The organism is Arenibacter lacus (genome assembly GCF_008711145.1).
In the GTDB taxonomy this organism is placed as follows: Bacteria; Bacteroidota; Bacteroidia; order Flavobacteriales; family Flavobacteriaceae; genus Arenibacter; species Arenibacter amylolyticus.
Window position 1 is genome coordinate 1 of the sequence record NZ_VVIN01000045.1, and the last position, 18,018, is coordinate 18,018.

15 protein-coding genes are annotated in these 18,018 nt (G+C 42.3%); 6 read left to right on the forward strand and 9 right to left on the reverse strand.

Going from position 1 to position 18,018, the window contains the following annotated elements; genetic code table 11:
- Positions 1 to 51 precede the first annotated feature (51 nt).
- On the reverse strand, positions 52 to 930 hold the full coding sequence (locus F1E73_RS12490; RefSeq protein WP_150452080.1) for a universal stress protein: 879 nt from the start codon (positions 928 to 930) through the stop codon (positions 52 to 54).
- A gap of 160 nt (positions 931 to 1,090) precedes the next feature.
- Between F1E73_RS12490 and F1E73_RS12495 the strand changes: the two genes are divergently transcribed.
- Entirely contained in the window at positions 1,091 to 1,354 is a 264-nt protein-coding gene (locus F1E73_RS12495) for a hypothetical protein (RefSeq protein WP_086476997.1), read from the forward strand.
- Positions 1,355 to 1,418: 64 nt separating this feature from the next.
- Here F1E73_RS12495 and F1E73_RS12500 read toward each other — a convergent pair whose 3' ends face one another.
- The gene (locus F1E73_RS12500; RefSeq protein ID WP_150452081.1) at positions 1,419 to 2,264 is read right to left on the reverse strand and encodes a universal stress protein; all 846 of its coding nucleotides are present in this window, start codon (positions 2,262 to 2,264) and stop codon (positions 1,419 to 1,421) included.
- Between the two features lie 281 nt (positions 2,265 to 2,545).
- Here F1E73_RS12500 and deoC point away from each other — a divergent pair, with 281 nt between their 5' ends.
- Both deoC and deoD read left to right on the forward strand, forming a co-directional pair.
- Positions 2,546 to 3,205, forward strand: a complete 660-nt coding sequence (gene deoC, locus F1E73_RS12505) for a deoxyribose-phosphate aldolase (RefSeq protein WP_150452082.1) — start codon at positions 2,546 to 2,548, stop codon at positions 3,203 to 3,205.
- A complete protein-coding gene (gene deoD / locus F1E73_RS12510) occupies positions 3,202 to 3,900 on the forward strand; it encodes a purine-nucleoside phosphorylase (protein WP_150452083.1) in 699 nt (232 codons plus the stop codon). The genes deoC and deoD overlap by 4 nt, the downstream gene beginning before the upstream one ends.
- Before the next feature lie 4 nt (positions 3,901 to 3,904).
- On the opposite strand, the gene F1E73_RS12515 is transcribed toward deoD, so the two are convergent.
- Positions 3,905 to 4,300, reverse strand: coding sequence for a DUF302 domain-containing protein (locus tag F1E73_RS12515; RefSeq protein WP_086477001.1), 396 nt, complete (start codon positions 4,298 to 4,300; stop codon positions 3,905 to 3,907).
- A 96-nt stretch (positions 4,301 to 4,396) separates the two neighbouring features.
- A complete protein-coding gene (locus F1E73_RS12520; protein ID WP_150452084.1) occupies positions 4,397 to 4,858 on the reverse strand; it encodes a pyridoxamine 5'-phosphate oxidase family protein in 462 nt (153 codons plus the stop codon).
- 246 nt (positions 4,859 to 5,104) lie between these two features.
- Between F1E73_RS12520 and F1E73_RS12525 the strand changes: the two genes are divergently transcribed.
- The 3 genes from F1E73_RS12525 (at position 5,105) to F1E73_RS12535 (ending at position 7,428) form a co-directional block, all read left to right on the forward strand.
- Positions 5,105 to 5,740 (forward strand): SanA/YdcF family protein, encoded by a 636-nt coding sequence (locus F1E73_RS12525; protein WP_086477003.1) that lies wholly within the window; start codon positions 5,105 to 5,107, stop codon positions 5,738 to 5,740.
- Between the two features lie 90 nt (positions 5,741 to 5,830).
- Entirely contained in the window at positions 5,831 to 7,081 is a 1,251-nt protein-coding gene (locus F1E73_RS12530) for an NRAMP family divalent metal transporter (protein WP_150452085.1), read from the forward strand.
- A 152-nt stretch (positions 7,082 to 7,233) separates the two neighbouring features.
- Positions 7,234 to 7,428, forward strand: coding sequence for a hypothetical protein (locus F1E73_RS12535; RefSeq protein WP_086477005.1), 195 nt, complete (start codon positions 7,234 to 7,236; stop codon positions 7,426 to 7,428).
- A gap of 73 nt (positions 7,429 to 7,501) precedes the next feature.
- Here F1E73_RS12535 and F1E73_RS12540 read toward each other — a convergent pair whose 3' ends face one another.
- From F1E73_RS12540 to F1E73_RS12560, 5 genes are all read right to left on the reverse strand, one after another.
- A complete protein-coding gene (locus F1E73_RS12540) occupies positions 7,502 to 9,397 on the reverse strand; it encodes an OmpA family protein (protein ID WP_223883426.1) in 1,896 nt (631 codons plus the stop codon).
- Between the two features lie 60 nt (positions 9,398 to 9,457).
- The gene (locus F1E73_RS12545) at positions 9,458 to 10,414 is read right to left on the reverse strand and encodes a PorP/SprF family type IX secretion system membrane protein (protein ID WP_150452093.1); all 957 of its coding nucleotides are present in this window, start codon (positions 10,412 to 10,414) and stop codon (positions 9,458 to 9,460) included.
- A 41-nt stretch (positions 10,415 to 10,455) separates the two neighbouring features.
- On the reverse strand, positions 10,456 to 16,116 hold the full coding sequence (locus F1E73_RS12550) for a Calx-beta domain-containing protein (RefSeq protein WP_150452087.1): 5,661 nt from the start codon (positions 16,114 to 16,116) through the stop codon (positions 10,456 to 10,458).
- Positions 16,117 to 16,361: 245 nt separating this feature from the next.
- Positions 16,362 to 17,249, reverse strand: coding sequence for an ACP S-malonyltransferase (gene fabD, locus F1E73_RS12555; RefSeq protein WP_086477008.1), 888 nt, complete (start codon positions 17,247 to 17,249; stop codon positions 16,362 to 16,364).
- A 211-nt stretch (positions 17,250 to 17,460) separates the two neighbouring features.
- Positions 17,461 to 17,970: a gamma carbonic anhydrase family protein gene (locus tag F1E73_RS12560; protein WP_394334924.1), complete on the reverse strand. Its 510-nt coding sequence runs from the start codon at positions 17,968 to 17,970 to the stop codon at positions 17,461 to 17,463.
- Positions 17,971 to 18,018: the final 48 nt, after the last annotated feature.

The following is an 18,018-nucleotide window of genomic DNA, read 5'->3' on the forward strand; positions in this document are numbered from 1 at the left end:
TTTATTTACCGGGGAGACAAGAGGCTCCCCTCTCCAACTGGGAAGTATTTGTTACACCTTACTGGCAGTATGCTGCTGTTGGGCAAATAGATTTACCTCATTATAACTCATCAGGGGAATGGTGATGTGCGATTCCATTTTTTTCACCAGACTTTTATGGAAAATTCGCTGGAAAAAACCGGTTTCCTTTCGTTCTAACAACACCAGTATGTCGGCATTAATTTCCTTTGCTACTTTCTTAAGCTTATCCTCTATGTCTTCGGAGAAGATTAGTTGTAATCCAATATTTTCATAATCTACCTGTTGCTCCAACATTTCCTTAAACCACTCCAATTGCTGCTCTCCTGCATATTCCTTTTCCGTGGAAATATGTATGATTTCTATTCTCGCTTTGAGCAACTGTGCCATTTGAGCCAAATCTTTGAGCGCTAAAATATCTGCTTCCTCAAAAGCCGTAGCATATAGAATTGTTTTTACCGTAGCCTTATCCTTGGTATTGGGTACAATTAAAAGGGGACAGGATACCCGGTCTTGAAGTGCCTTGCCAATATCTCCAACAAATAAACCGCGATCTGAATGCTTTTCCTTTCTTCCAATTACTAGTAAGTCTGCCTTATGCTCCTTGGAAGTCTCCAAAATGGTATGGGATATGGAATCTCCTTCTACCACCTCCAAACTTATATTCTTTGTATTAAAATTGGCCCCCAAATGTTGTTTGCAATACGCTTCAAGGATTTCTTTCTGCTCCTCAATCAAATGATACACAATTTGCTGTATTGGTCGGCTTACACCTACCCGTAAGGGTTTCATTCTATGCACGTATAAGACCACCAACTTGGCCCCCAACTCTACACTAAGGTCATAGACGTATTTTAGGACCGGAACCTCACGCTCGGACCTATCAGTAGCATAAAATATAGTATCTATCATAATAATATTTTTTATATCTTAAATATAGCGGATTTAATATCGAAAAACAATGATTTTGGTCATTGATGGGTAGCCCCAGAATTCTTTTGACATAAAGAAGACATTTTTTATTAGTAAGAGAACCCGGCATTAGCTGCACTAAATTGGTTAGATTTATCCTATGAAAGCGATGGCACAACTTAAAAGTCCTTTATCAACAACAGAAGGCAATCTAATTAGAGATATCCTTAGACCTCTCTTTGATATCCAAATCTTAGATCTAGATCTTAGAAGTGGGCTATTACTAATCACCTATAATGGCAATATGGATCTGATGATGGTAGAGGAAAAATTAATGCAACTAGGACTTCCTATTCAATCCTATGCCTTCCCTAACCGCACACCCCTACACCCAGGCGGGACGGATACGGGTGGCTTGGCTTAAGGGAATTTTACTTTAAAGGTAGTTTCCCGTAAAGTTTTACACCAATGCATTCCTATTTGCTACCCTATCTCTTGGTTAACACCATTAGCGGCAAGGAGGTGTGAAACGCCATCTTTTTAACTACTGCCTCCCTCGTGAGCTTCTCAAAAAAACTATGGTCGTATTGGATTAAAGCAATCATATCGGCATTGCTTTCCGTAGCAAAATCGGTAATAGCTTTGGCTACTCCCTCTTCAAATTGAACCTTATGAAAACCATGGACAATATCCTTAAAATATTCTTCCAACCGTAGCTTATTAGACTCCTGAAAGTCGTTGAGTTTAAATTCTGTTCCTACCTGAAAAATATATGTTTCCGCCCTCCATAATCTCACCAACTCTAACATAGGATTCAATTCTGAAGACTCAAAGTACTTGAGAAAATTAGTGGGGAGAACGAGTCGCTTCAGGCTTTGAAAATTAACCTCTTTAGGCACCACTATAATGGGCCTATTCCGAATGGTCTTTAAGACCCTTACCGTATTGCTCCCCATAAAAACCTCCTTGGCTCCTGTAGCTCCTGTAGTACCCATCACTATACAATCTATATGGTGGGTTATCATGGTATTCTTTATGGCGATCAACAGATTATCGGAAATGGAAAGTTTTTCGAAAGTGTGATTTTGGTTCTTGTGATTTTGCCGTAAATAGTCTAGAATTTTATCCAATTCTTTGTGCGATTGAATTGCCATGGAGTCATAAATCACCCCCAATCGCTGTTCGTCCTTTGCCCCTAACACATTGGCGATATTTGGCTCGTAGGCGTTTAGTACAATAAAATGGGAAACCATATCGGCATATAGCTTTAGTGCCGTAAACATTGCATTCCAGGCACTATCTGAAAAATCGGTGGGTAAAAGAATTATCTTCATCCTTATTGTTTATTATTGCTTAAACTCCCTATCTTTAAAATCGATACCACGGGGTGTTGCCTAAATCTTATCCTAAGTCACCTCCAAGGTTGTTAGATTACGGTAGTTGGGGTGGGGATTACAACCTCCGCAGCATCCCATCAAAATAGCGTATCCGAACCTGAAAAAATATGATATTGATCAGTCCTAAAATTTAAATACATGGCTAGTCTTATTTATCTAAAAAATATCTGGGCGCACTTCTTTTGGCCCCCAATAAGCCATCACAACAACCAACCTATATGCAGCTACAAAACTATATTGACCATAGCCTTTTAAAGGCAACTGCTACCGAAGCAGACATTCTTAGGTTATGCGAGGAAGCATTGAAATATCAATTTATTGCTGTTTGCGTAAACGGGTCCCACCTACCTTTGGTAAAGGCTAGGTTAAAGAATTCTTCTATTAAAATAGCCACCGTATTGGGATTTCCCTTAGGCGCCATGACCACTAAAGCCAAGGTTATGGAAGCAAAGGATTATATGGACCAAGGTGCCGATGAGATAGATATGGTAATCAATATTGGGTGGTTAAAATCTGGAAAACACCAGGCGGTGATGAACGACATTTCCCAAGTAAAATCCGAGATAGGGACTAAGGTTCTCAAGGTGATATTGGAAACCTGTTACTTAACGGACGAGGAAAAGGAAATTGCGTGCAAGTTGGCCATGGAAGCCAAAGCCAACTTTGTAAAGACCTCCACTGGTTTTGGTACTGCAGGAGCAACCTTCAAAGATGTGAGACTAATGAAGCAAGTAGTTGGGAACAATGTGCAAATAAAAGCTTCTGGAGGCATTAAAGACGCTGACACTGCCCTACAATATATAGCATTGGGTGCTAGCAGAATTGGGACCTCCTCTGGCATTGAGATGATGAAGGCACTAATAAATAAAAAACCATGAGTTTACACATAGAGGCGAACCAAGGGGATATAGCAGACACCGTACTATTACCAGGAGATCCGTTGCGTGCCGAATGGATTGCCCAAACCTTTTTAAAAAATCCTTTTTGTTACAATAAGGTGAGGGGAATGTGGGGATATACGGGCACCTACCAAGGGAAACGGGTTTCGGTACAGGGCAGTGGTATGGGAGTTCCTTCTGCGATGATCTATTACCACGAATTAATTCACAACTACGGTGCCAAAAATTTAATTAGGGTTGGCACTGCCGGAGCAATACAGAAAAACCTACAATTGGGAGATATCGTCCTAGCCATGGCGGCATCCACAAATTCGGGTATTAACAATAAAGTTTTTGCAAATGCCCATTATGCGCCCACAGCCAATTTTGAATTGCTGCTAAAAGCGACCCAATACGCCAGCGAATTAAAATTCCCCATACAAGTGGGAAACATACTTACCTCCGATATTTTTTATAGTGACGATACAGAGGAGTACAAACCGTGGGAAAAACATGGGGTTCTTTGTGTAGAAATGGAGGCGGCAGGGCTATACACCATTGCTGCAAAGCATGGCGTGAATGCTTTGGCCATACTTACCATCTCCGACTCGTTAATCACGGGAGAAAAATCTACTGCTGAGGAACGCCAATCCACCTTTGCAAATATGGTAGAGATAGCCCTCAACATTACCTAAAAAGTTATGGCTTAATATTCTTGATGACCCGTTTCAATTTTTCCGAAACTTCATCGGCAATTTCCACCAGATCCAAGTTAATTACCGCCTGCATGGAAGCCGTAGGATTTACAGCAGAAACTTCTATAAATCCGGCATTCCTTTCTTGGACAATCACATTACAGGGAAGCATGGTCCCTATTTTATCTTCAGCCTGTAGGGCCTTGTACGCAAAGGGCGCATTACAGGCCCCCAGAATTTTATAGTTATAAAAATCTACCTCTATTTTTTTCTTTAAAGTGGCTTTTAAATCAATTTCAGAGAGGACGCCAAAGCCTTCCTCCATTAATGCCTCCTTGGTTTTCTCCACTGCTTGATCAAAACTTATATTGGATAGTGTTTTACTAAAGTAATATTCCATGTTCTAAAATTTATAAAATTGGTGCTAAAGCAAGATAATCGATGAAGTTGAACTATTTTTATATGGGTCCTTACCCATCATAGTTTCCTCATTTTTTTATTTGGGTTTCCTTTGTTTCCCAGTAATCTCCTTTATTTTAATACGATAGACCACCGAGGTCCCCCCCTCGGTATTCTTACTTGAAAAATCACTGATAAATTGCAGGTTTACATTCTCCTTATTATTGCCCGATATCCTTTTTACCCCCTGTAAAAACTGGTGTAATTGATACTTGGAATTACTCCCTTTAATTTCTTCCACCTCCCCATGTACCATAACAGATTGCCAGTCTTTTAGTGATGATTTATTGCTCACATTCAACGCAACCGAAGGATGCTCACGAATACAGCGCATCTTGTGTCCCTCTCCAGAAATACTTATGATACATTTTTCCTCAGGATTGTAATAATAGGTGATTGGCAGCACATAGGGTGTATCGTGATCCATATAGGCCAAGTACCCCATACAATGGTTCTGTAACACCTCTATACATTGGGCTTCATTAATGTCTTTCATCATGGGTTTTCGGATTAAAATGGTTAGTTTATTCTATGGACATCGCTATAAAAAATTAGGATTTGAACTAAAATTAGGGAGATCCAGTTTTTTGCCAAATGACATAAATCATACGAAAAAACCTGAAATCGCTTTTTAAACTATTAGCCCTCTTAATTTATGAAAAAAACAAATAGAATCCGTCCCTAATTTTAATTCACCTTTCAATAACAACATAATACCTACCTTTAAGAATGATAATCAGGAATAATGTGGAAGAAAATTGGCTATAGCTTTCTTTTATTGATCATCAGTTTTTTCCTGGTGGTTTTTGGTTGCAACCTGATCATTGAGATGGCAGGTGCGGGGAAGACCTATGAAAATATAGGATTAATACCGAAAAATAAAGTAGGGATCATTCTAGGCACTTCCCCTAAATTAGTAGGTGGAAAATCTAATCCCTATTACACCAACAGAATAGTAGCTACCCTTGACCTATTTAAAGCTGGGAAAATAGATTATATCTTGGTTAGTGGCGATAGCGGCACCCCCTATTACAATGAGCCAAACGTTATAAAAAAGGATTTGGTAAATGGGGGGATTCCCGAAGAATGTATCCTCTTGGACCATGCTGGGTTTAGAACATTGGACTCTATGGTACGGGCTAAATTGGTATTTGGTCTAGATGAGGTTACCATTATTTCACAAAAATTCCATAATAAACGGGCCATTTACCTTGCAGAGCAAAAGGGCCTGCGCGCAATTGGTTACAATGCGCACGATCTCACCCTAAAACGTGGATTCAAGGTTCAAATGCGTGAGTATTTTGCACGGGTCAAGGTTTTTATAGACCTCGCAATAAACACTCAGCCAAAGGTTATTGGGGATAAGGTTTCCGTACAATAGCGGGAGAGGAAGAATATACTATGCCTCTATTGAGGTAACAAGCAGTGATTTCCCTAGATTTTTATATTTTTACCTTCAGAATAACCACGCATGTCTGCCATAAAAAAACTCGTTAAGAATCTTGGACCGGGTCTCCTTTTTGCGAGTATGGCTATTGGCACCTCACATTTAGTGCTGTCTACTACAGCAGGGGCCACCTATGGTTGGATTATGATAGTTCCTATTATCCTGGCCAACGTGCTAAAGTATCCCTTTTTCGAATTTGGGGTACGCTACACCAATATCACCGAAAAAACATTGATTGAGGGCTATTTAAACAGGGGAATGGGGTACCTCATCTTTTACTCCTTAATTACCTTATTAAGCACCTTTACTATTTTAGCGGCCCTCTATGTGGTGACTGCCGGACTCCTTGTTAACTTGCTACAATTACCCCCACATACTGTGGGCACAACTGCAGGGGGCCTATTTATACTAATATCACTTTTACTTATTATAGGTCGGTACCGATTTTTGGAAATATCCCTAAAATATGTGGTAACCATTTTATTCGCTGCCTTAATGGTCACCACCATCATGGTATTGATTAAGGGTCAGGTAGCCCACACTACCGGATTTACCCCGCCCCCTATTTTTAATGAAGTGGGAATTTTATTTTTAATCGGCTTGATGGGCTGGATGCCTACCACCGTAGAGGCCTCTAGTTGGATTAGCTTGTGGACGGTGGAAAAATTTAAGACCACCGGACATAAACCAAGTTTAAAAGAGGCCCTGTCCGAATTTAAATTCGGGTATTATGTAACGGCTTTCTTGGCTGTATTTTTTCTAATCATTGGATGGTTTACCCTCTATGGAACCAATACAGAATTAAGTGGAAATGCAGTTATTTTCGCCGACCAATTGGTGCAAATATTCACCAATAGTATTGGTATATGGGCCTATATCTTTATTGCCATAGCAGCCTTTGCCACTATGTTCAGCACCTGTCTTACCGCTCACGATGCCATTGCCAGGGTTAGCGTGGATGCCCTAAGTTTGTTGTTTCCCCAAAAAAAATACATTAAGAAAAAAGGCGTGCCCATTGCTATTTTATTATTAGCTCTGATCAATTTTATGGTTATCACCTTCTTTATGGCCAATATGAGTGTGCTCTTGTCTATTGCCACATTTGTATCCTTTGTAGTTGCCCCCATCATTGGCTATATGAATCTAAAAAATGTGATGAGCCAGGAAATTCCAGAAAAATATCGTCCCAAAAAACCGCTACAATATCTCACCTACGTAGGAATCCTCTTTCTTAGTGCATTTTCACTCTACTATTGCTGGATGGTACTCATTTAATGGAAGGTGTACACCCTCACTCCTTGCACACCCCTAAGCAAATCATTGATTATCAATCACATCAAAATAACTTTAACACATCCTTAACGATCTAGATTTGTAATTGGCCTGTGTATCCCCAATCTTTGCACCCAATGCAAAGGAATTTTACAATGAAATTGATTACAATAACCAGAAACACCAAACAAGAAAAAAGATTCACCAAAAAGATGGGGATCCTATACACCAAGGTAACCTATATCAAAAAAACTATACTTGGAATTATCCCCATTAACACGCTTCACAAATACCGAGAAACCTATTATGGTAAGGTAAAAGATTGTGAGCAATGCGTCTTGAGCAAATAAGCTTTTGGCAGTTCCAATTGGATATTTGTTGTAGCACACCCAATACAACTCCACCGAGTAGCTTCGATTATGCTTAGTTTGAACCAAACAGATCGTTGTAATTTAGAATTATGACACTAGATCTTTCATTTCTGTTGTGAAGCATTTCCAGGCAGAAAACGCCATTTTTACAGTTGTTCAACAATTGCTCTTCCCCATAGCCTACAACTTCCACTAACGCACTGCTAGGCACTCCCTGCTGCATTAAATAGTCTTTTATAGCATCAGACCTTCTTTGTGACAGCTTTAGATTGTAACTATTGCTACCTCTACTGTCCGTGTGCGACTCCACTTTTAATTGTAGCTCGGGAAAACCCTTGGCTATAGCTACCACTTTATCCAATTCTGTGGCTATGAAGGGGGTAATTTCAGATTTCCCCTTATCAAAATAAAACTTATTAAGCTTAATAACTTTTCGCTCCTCGTTCCAGTCTAGGATATCATCAATAGACATCAGGTCTAAATTGAATTTAGAAGTATTGATAGTGTCCAATGCCGCGGCATTGAACTGTTCCCTATATTGGGAATAACGCTCTTTATAGGCGGTGAGAGTAATAGTATCTCGCCATGGTATTTCCACCTGGTATCTCCCCTCCTTATCCGTAATTACCTCTTTAAGAACCGCTCCTTCCTTATCCAATAAACTAATGACCACTTCTTCAATTCCGCCCCCACCTAGAGGCTTCTTAACCGCTCCCTTTATCGCCAAGGTCTTTAATCCTGGTTTTTCTAGCATATGAATACCATAGATATCATCATTCCCCCTACCACCCGGTCTGTTAGAGGCAAAATACCCTATGAGTTCTCCCGAATCTTTTGTTTTTATAATCAGGCCAAAATCGTCCTCTGGAGAGTTAATAGGGGCTCCCAGATTAACGGGAATGCTAAAACTATTTCCATCCTTCATATTAGACCGATAGACATCCATTCCTCCCAAGCCATAAAAGACATCCGAGGAAAAAAAGAGGGAGCCATCAAATATAAATGGGGCTATTTCATTTCCAGGGCTATTGATCCTAGGCCCCAGATTTATTGGAGAAGACATTATAATTCCATTATTGGTATGCACATAATAAATATCGGTCCCACCGTAACTATCCTTAAAATTTGCCGCAAAATAGAGTCGGCCGGTAGTTGCATCATAAAAGGGGTAATAAAAGGAGGTATCCAAATCCCTCAAGATATACAGATGTGAATCGGGACCGCTACTCTTACCGATAGACATGGCATTTTTCCCATTGGTGCTAAACAGCAATTCTGCCCCATCCGCATTGGATAGGCTGTAGAATATACTATTTAATTCCGCCGCGTAATAGGGTGTTGCCTTATGGAAGGACGAAGCCATTAGTCCCCCAAATTCCCTGGTATTTTTTAGGTTCCCATTGGCATCTACCTCAGCCTCATAAATATTTAAATACGCTTCCCCAGACGGATTATACACCTTTTTAGATCCTCTTGGTCGCCCACTGGAAAATAACACCTTGTCCTTGTAAAAGCTAGGTGAGAAATCTGCCTGCGCACTATTGGCGCTGACATTGAATACCCCATAGCCCGGTAGCAACTTGTTTTTACTTTGGAGCAATTCATAATTAAATTCGGCATTCTCCAATACTACGACTGAGAATGACCGCTGATTATTGTTGAGAAAAAGCTTCACCTTCTCTAAGCCCTCTGTTTTAGAGATCGATTGCAACAACCTATTAAAATGACCTGCAGACATGCTGCTATCCTTTTTAAAAACATCCCTATAGATATTGGAGGCCTCTTTATAGTTACCTACCTTGAGGTAGGAATCTGCCAAATTTAAATACTGAGCAGTGGTTAGGCCCCCTTTATTTTGTTCTTTCCGATATTCCACAATGGCCCTTCTATAGGCATACTCAAAAAATGATATATCTCCCTTGGAGGGCTTTTGCTGTGCAAAACCCATGCAAGGAATTATTAAAAGCCATATACATAATTTTAAGCCCCTCATGTTACTGTTCTGTTTTTAAAAAAACCTTGGACTGTCTATCTGCTTAGGTTTTCCTTTAGATTCGCGCTTCTCTCCCTTGGCAGGCTTAGAGCTTTCCCTGCCCAAATAAAACTTTAGGATCACCTCGTGTGAACCTTGACTATACTCTCCAAAATTGGTGGTATTATAGTCGTAAGAATACCCTAGGAACAAATTATTCGATATTTGCAAGCCCGCCAATCCGCTTACGGCATTATCCCATCTATAGGAGGCCCCTAGGGTTACGATATCATTAATTAAAAAATTGGTGGACAAATTAAGGTTTACAGGAGCACCTTTTAGGGTGTTGACCAAAAAGGCGGGTTTAAATTTTAAATTCTCCGAAAGATCAAAAACATATCCTCCAATAAAATTAAACTGCAGCTTATCTTCCACTATGTTAGATACCTCATCCGCATATATGCCATCGGTTAAAAAATTAGGGATGGATAGTCCCAAATACCAATTTTGTTCATACATAAACAATCCGGCACCAATGGTCGGATAAAATTTATTAAAAGTATCCTCCCCATTCAAAAGAGGTTCATTGGGATTTTCAAAATCACCTTTTCCATAATCCACATTTAAAAGGGAACCACCAGCGTCTACACCAAAGGACAATCTGGTAGTTTCCGAGAGTTTCACCTGAAACGAATAGGCAAAATCTACGTAGGTTTGGGAGGTTGGCCCTATTTGGTCACTTACCACATTAAAACCCAAGCCATGTTTTTCATTTTCTAGGGGGAGGTTCACCCCAAACCTCAGCGTTTTGGGAGCCCCTGGAATCCCTGTCCATTGCACTCTGTACAATCCGGAAATATCTGGTGTCTCCACGGAGCCTACATAAGCGGGATTAAAACTACCTATATTATACATATATTGGGTGTACTGGGGTTCTTTCTGGCCATGGACCAAAAAGGTAGTCAGCAAAAAAAATGCCGCGCACCATCTCATTCCAACACCTAAAGTTAATAATCTATAATGCATAGTCTTTATCATCTAATGATTTGGATCCACCCCTTTTTAACGGCGGTCCCATCGCCAAGATCTAGGATATAAAAATAGGTTCCCTTGGGTAAATCCCCTTTCTTACCTGTTCCCATCCAAGTATTGTTATATTGACTTGTCGCAAAGACTTCATTGCCGTAACGATCATAGATTTGGAGGGTATTATTGGGGAAATCATCTATACAATTAATATGTAATCTATCATTTTTACCATCTCCATTGGGCGATATTAAATTAAATAGAAAACCACATTCATCATTGGACCTAGATGCAACCGTCACCGTAACCGCGGCGGAATTATTACTTAGATTCCCATCTTCCGGGAAACTATCTGTTAAGGTGGCCGTATTCTGAAAACTACCGGCCTCTGGTACCGATGCCACTATGGTGAGGGTCTGTGTATCGTTCTCCAAAATCTCTTCCAACTCCCACAATCCGCTTACTTCATCATATAATCCCGCAGTTGCTGTGCTACTGATATACATAAAACCAATACTAGGGCCTATTAGGTCTTGTACACTTACATTGGTAACCATTAGATTGCTTAGGTTGGTAAGGGTAATGGTAAAAGTAATCTCATCCCCAACAAATGGGTTGGTCTCATCTACCTCCTTTATAATTTCTAAATCGATCTTGCAGCTGGCAGCCCCCACATTTGGAATACAGGGGTCGTTGTTTGCGGGATCTAATTGATCTACTACGCCATCGTTATCCGCATCTAGTACCATAGACTCCAAGGCATCTATAATTCCATCCCCATCGGTATCAATTGGGTTGTCCAAATCTGGCCCCACTTCCACTCCGTCCATTATGCCATCCCCATCCGTGTCTGGGTTAAAGGGATCGGTTCCCAGTATTATTTCGTCCCTATCGTAAAGACCGTCCCCATCGCTATCCAACAAACAGTTGCTTACAGAAATGGTGACCTCCACACTGGCATCCGCACAGGGTGCTACGGCAGAATTGGTAGTAAACTTAAACGTATAGTCCCCTTCGGGGGCATCCTTAAAATCTACCGTATTATCTGCGCCTATAGTGACCGATCCTGGTGGCGTCCCAACAATACTCCACACTCCGGTAGCGGTTCCACTTTTCCGGGTATCATCCAAATCTATAACGGATACCCCCTCTCCCACAATACTACAGGCCGCGGTATTCTCGGTAGTTCCCACATCTACGGGATCTTCCACCGTCACCGTTACTGCAATCCGATCCGTTGTACAGCCGTTCCCGCTTGCCTCCACATAATAAACCGTTGTAGACGCATTTTGAGGGGTAGTAAAGTTGCTGCCCTCCCCAATTGGATTTACGGCTGTATTAGATAAATACCAAAAAAGGCTTCCATTATCGGAGGCTGTGGCCGTAATGGTTGCTCTCCCCGGACCACAAATAGACGCCCCGGAGGTATCCAATATTTCTGGGGGCGTATTCCTTACTAATGTCACTTCCAAAGGCGGACTAACACAAGATGTTGTGCTATTGTAAAGGAAACCATAGAAGGTAGCTACAAAATCTACTACGCTACTCTCCAAACGGGCTCCTTCATTAAAAAAGTCATCACTACTACTCCATATCAGCTCAAATCCGGTCGGAATAGGGCTACTGTTATAATCGTTTAAGTTCTGAGTAAAATCGGTACAGAAAATGGTAGGTATATTAGCATTTATCAACGGGGCTTCCATACAATTATCGTTATCCGTAATGGTACCTACCCCCTGGCCCTTTTCAATTTGAGCGAAGCCCGTGGCATTCACCAGATTTACAAAAAAGGTTTCGGTTCCTTCAGCTACATCGTCATCTATAATTGGAACGCTAATGGTTTTGGTTTCCCCTTTTAAGCCTAGAAAACCAATGGTTCCAGACCTGCTAAGGTAATCACTACCTGCAATAGCGGTATTATCTGCCGTAGTATAGGCTACTGTGGTTCCCAAAAGCACAGCTGCATTTAGGGTTACGGTAAATACTGCATTCCCTACCGCCTCATCTACTACAATATCATTGATGGAAACTCCGGCAACATCATCACTAGCGATGTTTACGGTAGCCCGGTTAGGAAATCCTATACTATAACCGCTACCGGGTGCCAAGGAAACAATTACCGTTTCTATATCTGCCTCCACCTCATCATCATCTATTGGGGTTACGCTAATGGTACTGCTATTCTGTCCGTTGGGAATGGAAACCGTTCCCGAAAGCGCAAAATAATCGTCCCCTGCCGTTGCCGTACCATCTACATTGTACTGTATGCTGATAGGGCTACCGGTGGTATTTGTGGTGTTTAAGCTTACTGTAAAGGTTCCTGAAATCAAGGGATTTTCGGAAGCATCCTGTTCCGTAGCAACAATAGAGGCCACATAGCTATCGTCATTTAGGATAGTTCCCTGTTCCTGATCCTTGCCCAGTACATAATTTGTAGGGGGATTGCTAAGTCTCACCAAAAACGTCTCGTCTGGTTCCACCATAAGATCTCCTTGAACCTCTATGGCAATGGTTGTTGTTTCATCGCCTACTAGGAAGGTGGCTGTTCCGGAAGGGAGCGTACCTCCCACAAAATCGGTTCCGTTTACGGGATTGCTTCCCGTGGGTGAAACACTGTAATTAATGCTCACCTCATCATTGGCATCCCCTGTACGGATAAGGGTATAGGTAAAGGGAGTTGTGTCCCCAGAATTTCCTTCGGAAAGTGTTACACTACCATCTATGGATATCTCATTAACATCGTCATTTTGTATGGTTCCCATAGCCGTTATTTTTGATCCCAGCACATATCCCGTCCCGGGATTGCTAAGGGTAACAATAAAGGTCTCATTGGGTTCCACATCGGTATCGCCATTCACATTAATATTAATGGTTCCTGTAGCCGATCCGGACGGAAAACTCACCTCCCCTGAGGGGAAGGCATTCCCCACAAAATCTGCAGCATTGGCTGCATTCCCAGGGCCAGCTGTTACCGTAAAGTTTGCGGTGGTAGCAAAACTGGTATTTCCTGTCCTGTTCACAACAAAAGTAAAAACCGTGGTTCCAGAATTTCCTTCGGCAAGGACTACATCGGACCCTATGGTAATCTGATCAAAGTCGTCGTTCACTATAGTGCCCTGTGCCTGAATCTTCCCTAGGGTATATCCTGTACTAGGGTTACTGAGGGTCACCGAAAATGTCTCATCCTGCTCCACCTCCGTATCGCCCGTCACATTAATAACAATTGTTGCTGTATCTTCCCCAGCATTAAACTCCACGGTCCCCGAGGGAAATACATTCCCCTGAAAGTCGTTCGCAGTGGCCGCTGTACCAGGTCCGCCAGATCCCGCCACCGTATAGGTAGCAGTAGCTGCAGCGCTGGTATTCCCAGTCCGTGTAACTTCAAAGGTAAAGACCGTAATTCCTCCATTGCCCTCATTTTGGGAAACATCGTTGCCTATGGAGATCACATCACTATCGTCATTCTGTATAGTTCCTATTGCCGTAGATTTTGCCCCTATTACATAGCCTGTCTTTGGATTGCTTAGGGTTACGGTAAAGGTTTCGTTGGGTTCTACAGCGGTATCCCCATTTACATTTATATTAAAGGTTCCTGTTGAAGATCCCGCTGGGAAAGTAACCTCCCCTGTAGGGAATGCGTTCCCTACAAAATCGGCCGCATTGGCTGCATTTCCAGGGCCACCCGTCACCGTATAATTTGCGGTAGTAGCTAAGCTGGTGTCCCCGGTCCTGTTTGCGGTAAATGAGAAAATGGTAGTTCCTGAATTCCCTTCGGGAAGGGAAACATCCGCTCCCATGGTAATCTCATTAAAATCGTCATTAAGAATAGTACCCTGCGCCTGGGTCTTCCCTAAGGTATATCCGGTACTTGGACTGCTAAGGGTCACGATAAAAGTTTCGTCCGCTTCCACCTCCGTATCTCCCTTAACGCTTATGGTAATTATTGCCGTGTCGTCCCCTGCCAAAAAAGTAACGGGTTCCGTAGGAAATACGTCTCCCACAAAATCATTTGCAGAAGCTGGGTTGGAGGGCCCTGCCGAAACGGTAAAAGTAGCATTGGCGGCTAAACTAGTGTCCCCCGTTCTACTAGCTTCAAAGATAAAGGTGGTACTCCCGCCCGACCCCTCGTTCTGCGACACATCGCTTCCTATGCTTATAACATCACTATCGTCGTTGAGTATGGTTCCTACAGCGGTTGCTGTTCCTATACTGGTATTGGTAGGATTGGTAAGGGTCAACAAAAAAGTTTCATTGGGTTCTACCTCCGTATCGCCCTCAACATTTACAGTAATGGTAGCGGTGTCTACCCCATCTGCAAAATTAACCGTACTAGAAGGAAATATCCCCCCTGAAAAATCGGCCGTATTAGCCGGATTGGTTCCCGTAGCAGTTACGGTGTAGGTAGCGCTAGCCGCACCATTGGTAGCACCAACACGGGATACCGTAAAATTAAAGGCGGTACTCCCTGCGTCTCCTTCGTTCAAAGAAACGTCTCCATCTAGGGAGATCTCACTATCGTCATTTAGGATGGTTCCCAAAGCGGTGGTAGCCCCCAGGTTGATGGTAGCAGGAGTAGGGTTACTGATCGTTAGGGTGAAGGTTTCATCTGGCTCTAGATCAAGATCTCCACTTACATTTATGGTAATTGTAGCGTTGGCCTCCCCGTCTACAAAAGTAACGGTACTAGAAGGCAACGCCCCTCCAAAATCGGCCGCATTGGCTGCATTGGCACCGCTAACCGCTACGGAATAATCCACGGAAGGGGTGCCAGACAGGTCCCCGCTACGGGTAAGCGTAAAATTAAAGGCGGTAGAACCGGAATCCCCCTCGGCAAGGGTAATAGGACCATCCAGGGAAATCTCAACATCGTCATTCAGAATCGTATAGGTGGTAGTACTAGGATTTATAATGGCATTGATACTTCCAGAGCTCCCAGTAATATTTAGAACAATGGTCTCATCCCCTTCCACGTTATTATCTGGATTGATCGTAAGTCCTAAGGGAAACGGCTCGTCGTTATAATTACCAACGGGGATGGTAATGGTAGTACTGGCCAGGGTAAAATCGTCCCCTTGGGTTGCCGTACTACTGGGGTCTATTGCTATGGTAACCGTAGTAGCCACATCCACAACATTTCCGTTTACAAGCAAGCTAGGGAGATTCCCTCCGGCATCTTCCGAATCGGAGGCGGTGGGGGTGGAAAAAGTCACCGAAGCATCGTTGTCCTGGATGGTTAGGGTAGCGGTGTTATTAGTAGGATGAACAGTTTCTGAAGAGGCACTTAACAAGGTGATCGTTACCGACTCATCCCCTTCTACTATCGTATCATCTATAACATTTATATCTACAACCACCTCTTCATTAGTCCCGCCTGGAAGGTTAATTGATCCCACCAAAGGAACTGGATTATAGTCCACACCTTCTGTAGCAGTACCACTAAACTGATAGAACACAACAGCATCGCTCACTATGGTTCCATTACTGAATATCCTAAATTGTCCCTTAACAGGCCCTTCCTCCGAAGCGTTAGGACCCGATACATCTACAGAAATCTCTTGCGCATTTACTACTGCTCCAAACAGCAAACAAAACAGCACAATCCACCCAAGAATTAAGAACTTGGCTTTAAAACAATTGGAAGTTGCTTTATATAGGGTATCTATTTTCATAATTGATAGTCTCTATAAACAAATCCAAACACAGTAGGTAATAATGCGAAAAGGGAATGTCAAGATAACTAAAAATCAGGGCCTTGTCCTAACAAACTAGGGTCAAATATGTATTTATCAGATGAACGGCAAATAACTTCTAGCAACGTCTATTTAGGTGTAAAATAGCAAGGGGCAAAGGAGGGCAATCAATAAAAAATTGGTCGCAGCTCCTTTGCCCCTTTGGGTGTATGTTCTGGTAGGTTTTATTCTTCTACCTTAGCGGATTGTGTTTCCGCATCGCGATGAATTTTCTTCACCAATCCCTGCAATACTTTTCCAGGTCCTATTTCGGTAAAGAGCGTTGCACCATCGGCTACCATTTGCTGCACACTTTGGGTCCATTTAACAGGTGCCGTTAGCTGCGCAATAAGGTTTTCTTTTATTTCTTGGGGATCTGTTACCCCTGTAGTGGTCACATTCTGATATACTGGACAACTTGGCGTATTAAAGGTGGTATTCTCAATTGCTGCGGCCAATTCTGCCCTTGCAGGCTCCATTAAAGGTGAGTGGAAAGCACCACCAACTGGCAATACCAAGGCTCTTCTGGCACCTGCTTCCTTCAGTTTCTCACAGGCTTCCTCTATAGCTGCCACTTCTCCTGAAATTACCAATTGCCCTGGGCAATTATAATTGGCGGGCACTACTACCCCAGGAATTTCCCCACATATTTTTTCTACTACTTCATCTTCCAATCCTAGCACAGCAGCCATAGTACTAGGCTGCAATTCACATGCTTTTTGCATTGCTTGGGCACGTTGGGATACCAATTTTAGGCCATCCTCAAAACTTAAGGTGCCGTTGGCCACCAAGGCTGAAAATTCTCCCAAAGAATGCCCTGCCACCATATCGGGTGCAAAACTATCTCCCATGATCTTGCCCAATATCACCGAATGCAAGAAAATTGCCGGTTGGGTAACCTTGGTTTCCTTTAGGTCTTCCGCGCTTCCTTCGAACATCAAGTCCGTAATGGAGAAACCTAGGATCTCATTGGCCTTTTCGAATAGCTCTTGCGCCAAGGGATATTTTTCGTAAAGGTCCAATCCCATACCTACAAATTGGGCTCCCTGCCCGGGAAATATATATGCATTCATATTTTTAAAGTTATAAATTTATATTCCTGAATTTAAAAGTGACATTCACTGTCCCTAGGGGAGGTATGTCGCATGCAATTTTTAATCTTTTTTTGCTTTGCAAAAATAGGATTATTTGACTTATTGTCCTTACAAATACACCTTCAGTTAGATAGGCAGCTATTTTTTTAATTAAAACTAGGAAGAATGAAGGTATTTGCAAGCGTATTGACTACTCTTTAAACCAACTGGAATACTTCACATAACTCTCTGCAATCCTATTAACCTCGCCCTCACTTAAGGCCTCGCTAATATCCTTGATCTTTTTTGCCGGCATCCCTGCGAAAATAGTCCCCGAGGGAACATGGGTACCTTTGGTAAGTACCGCTCCGGCCGCAATAATACTATTACTTTCCACCACACAGTCGTCCATCACAATACTTCCCATCCCTATGAGGACATTATCATGTATGGTGCAACCGTGTACAATGGCATTATGCCCAATAGACACCTTATTGCCAATTGTGGTGGGCGACTTAAGGTAGGTACCATGGATTACCGCTCCATCTTGTACATTCACCTTATCGCCCATCTTAATGTAATGTACATCGCCGCGAATTACCGCATTGAACCATACACTACATTGCTTTCCCATGGTTACATCGCCAACAATGGTCGCATTCTCGGCTATATAACAATCTTCCCCTATTTGGGGCGATTTCCCATTTACTTCCTTGATCATAATTGGATTATTAATTAATGCCTCTGTAACTGCCATTAAAGAGCTATC

What these genes read in the sequence shown, in the direction of transcription:
- F1E73_RS12490 (WP_150452080.1), bottom strand. Translation starts at nt 930, where the DNA reads ATGATAGATACTATATTTTATGCTACTGATAGGTCCGAGCGTGAGGTT.
- F1E73_RS12495 (WP_086476997.1), top strand. Translation starts at nt 1,091, where the DNA reads ATGAAAGCGATGGCACAACTTAAAAGTCCTTTATCAACAACAGAAGGC.
- F1E73_RS12500 (WP_150452081.1), bottom strand. Translation starts at nt 2,264, where the DNA reads ATGAAGATAATTCTTTTACCCACCGATTTTTCAGATAGTGCCTGGAAT.
- deoC (WP_150452082.1), top strand. Translation starts at nt 2,546, where the DNA reads ATGCAGCTACAAAACTATATTGACCATAGCCTTTTAAAGGCAACTGCT.
- deoD (WP_150452083.1), top strand. Translation starts at nt 3,202, where the DNA reads ATGAGTTTACACATAGAGGCGAACCAAGGGGATATAGCAGACACCGTA.
- F1E73_RS12515 (WP_086477001.1), bottom strand. Translation starts at nt 4,300, where the DNA reads ATGGAATATTACTTTAGTAAAACACTATCCAATATAAGTTTTGATCAA.
- F1E73_RS12520 (WP_150452084.1), bottom strand. Translation starts at nt 4,858, where the DNA reads ATGATGAAAGACATTAATGAAGCCCAATGTATAGAGGTGTTACAGAAC.
- F1E73_RS12525 (WP_086477003.1), top strand. Translation starts at nt 5,105, where the DNA reads ATGTGGAAGAAAATTGGCTATAGCTTTCTTTTATTGATCATCAGTTTT.
- F1E73_RS12530 (WP_150452085.1), top strand. Translation starts at nt 5,831, where the DNA reads ATGTCTGCCATAAAAAAACTCGTTAAGAATCTTGGACCGGGTCTCCTT.
- F1E73_RS12535 (WP_086477005.1), top strand. Translation starts at nt 7,234, where the DNA reads ATGAAATTGATTACAATAACCAGAAACACCAAACAAGAAAAAAGATTC.
- F1E73_RS12540 (WP_223883426.1), bottom strand. Translation starts at nt 9,397, where the DNA reads ATGGGTTTTGCACAGCAAAAGCCCTCCAAGGGAGATATATCATTTTTT.
- F1E73_RS12545 (WP_150452093.1), bottom strand. Translation starts at nt 10,414, where the DNA reads ATGAGATGGTGCGCGGCATTTTTTTTGCTGACTACCTTTTTGGTCCAT.
- F1E73_RS12550 (WP_150452087.1), bottom strand. Translation starts at nt 16,116, where the DNA reads ATGAAAATAGATACCCTATATAAAGCAACTTCCAATTGTTTTAAAGCC.
- fabD (WP_086477008.1), bottom strand. Translation starts at nt 17,249, where the DNA reads ATGAATGCATATATATTTCCCGGGCAGGGAGCCCAATTTGTAGGTATG.
- F1E73_RS12560 (WP_394334924.1), bottom strand. Translation starts at nt 17,970, where the DNA reads ATGATCAAGGAAGTAAATGGGAAATCGCCCCAAATAGGGGAAGATTGT.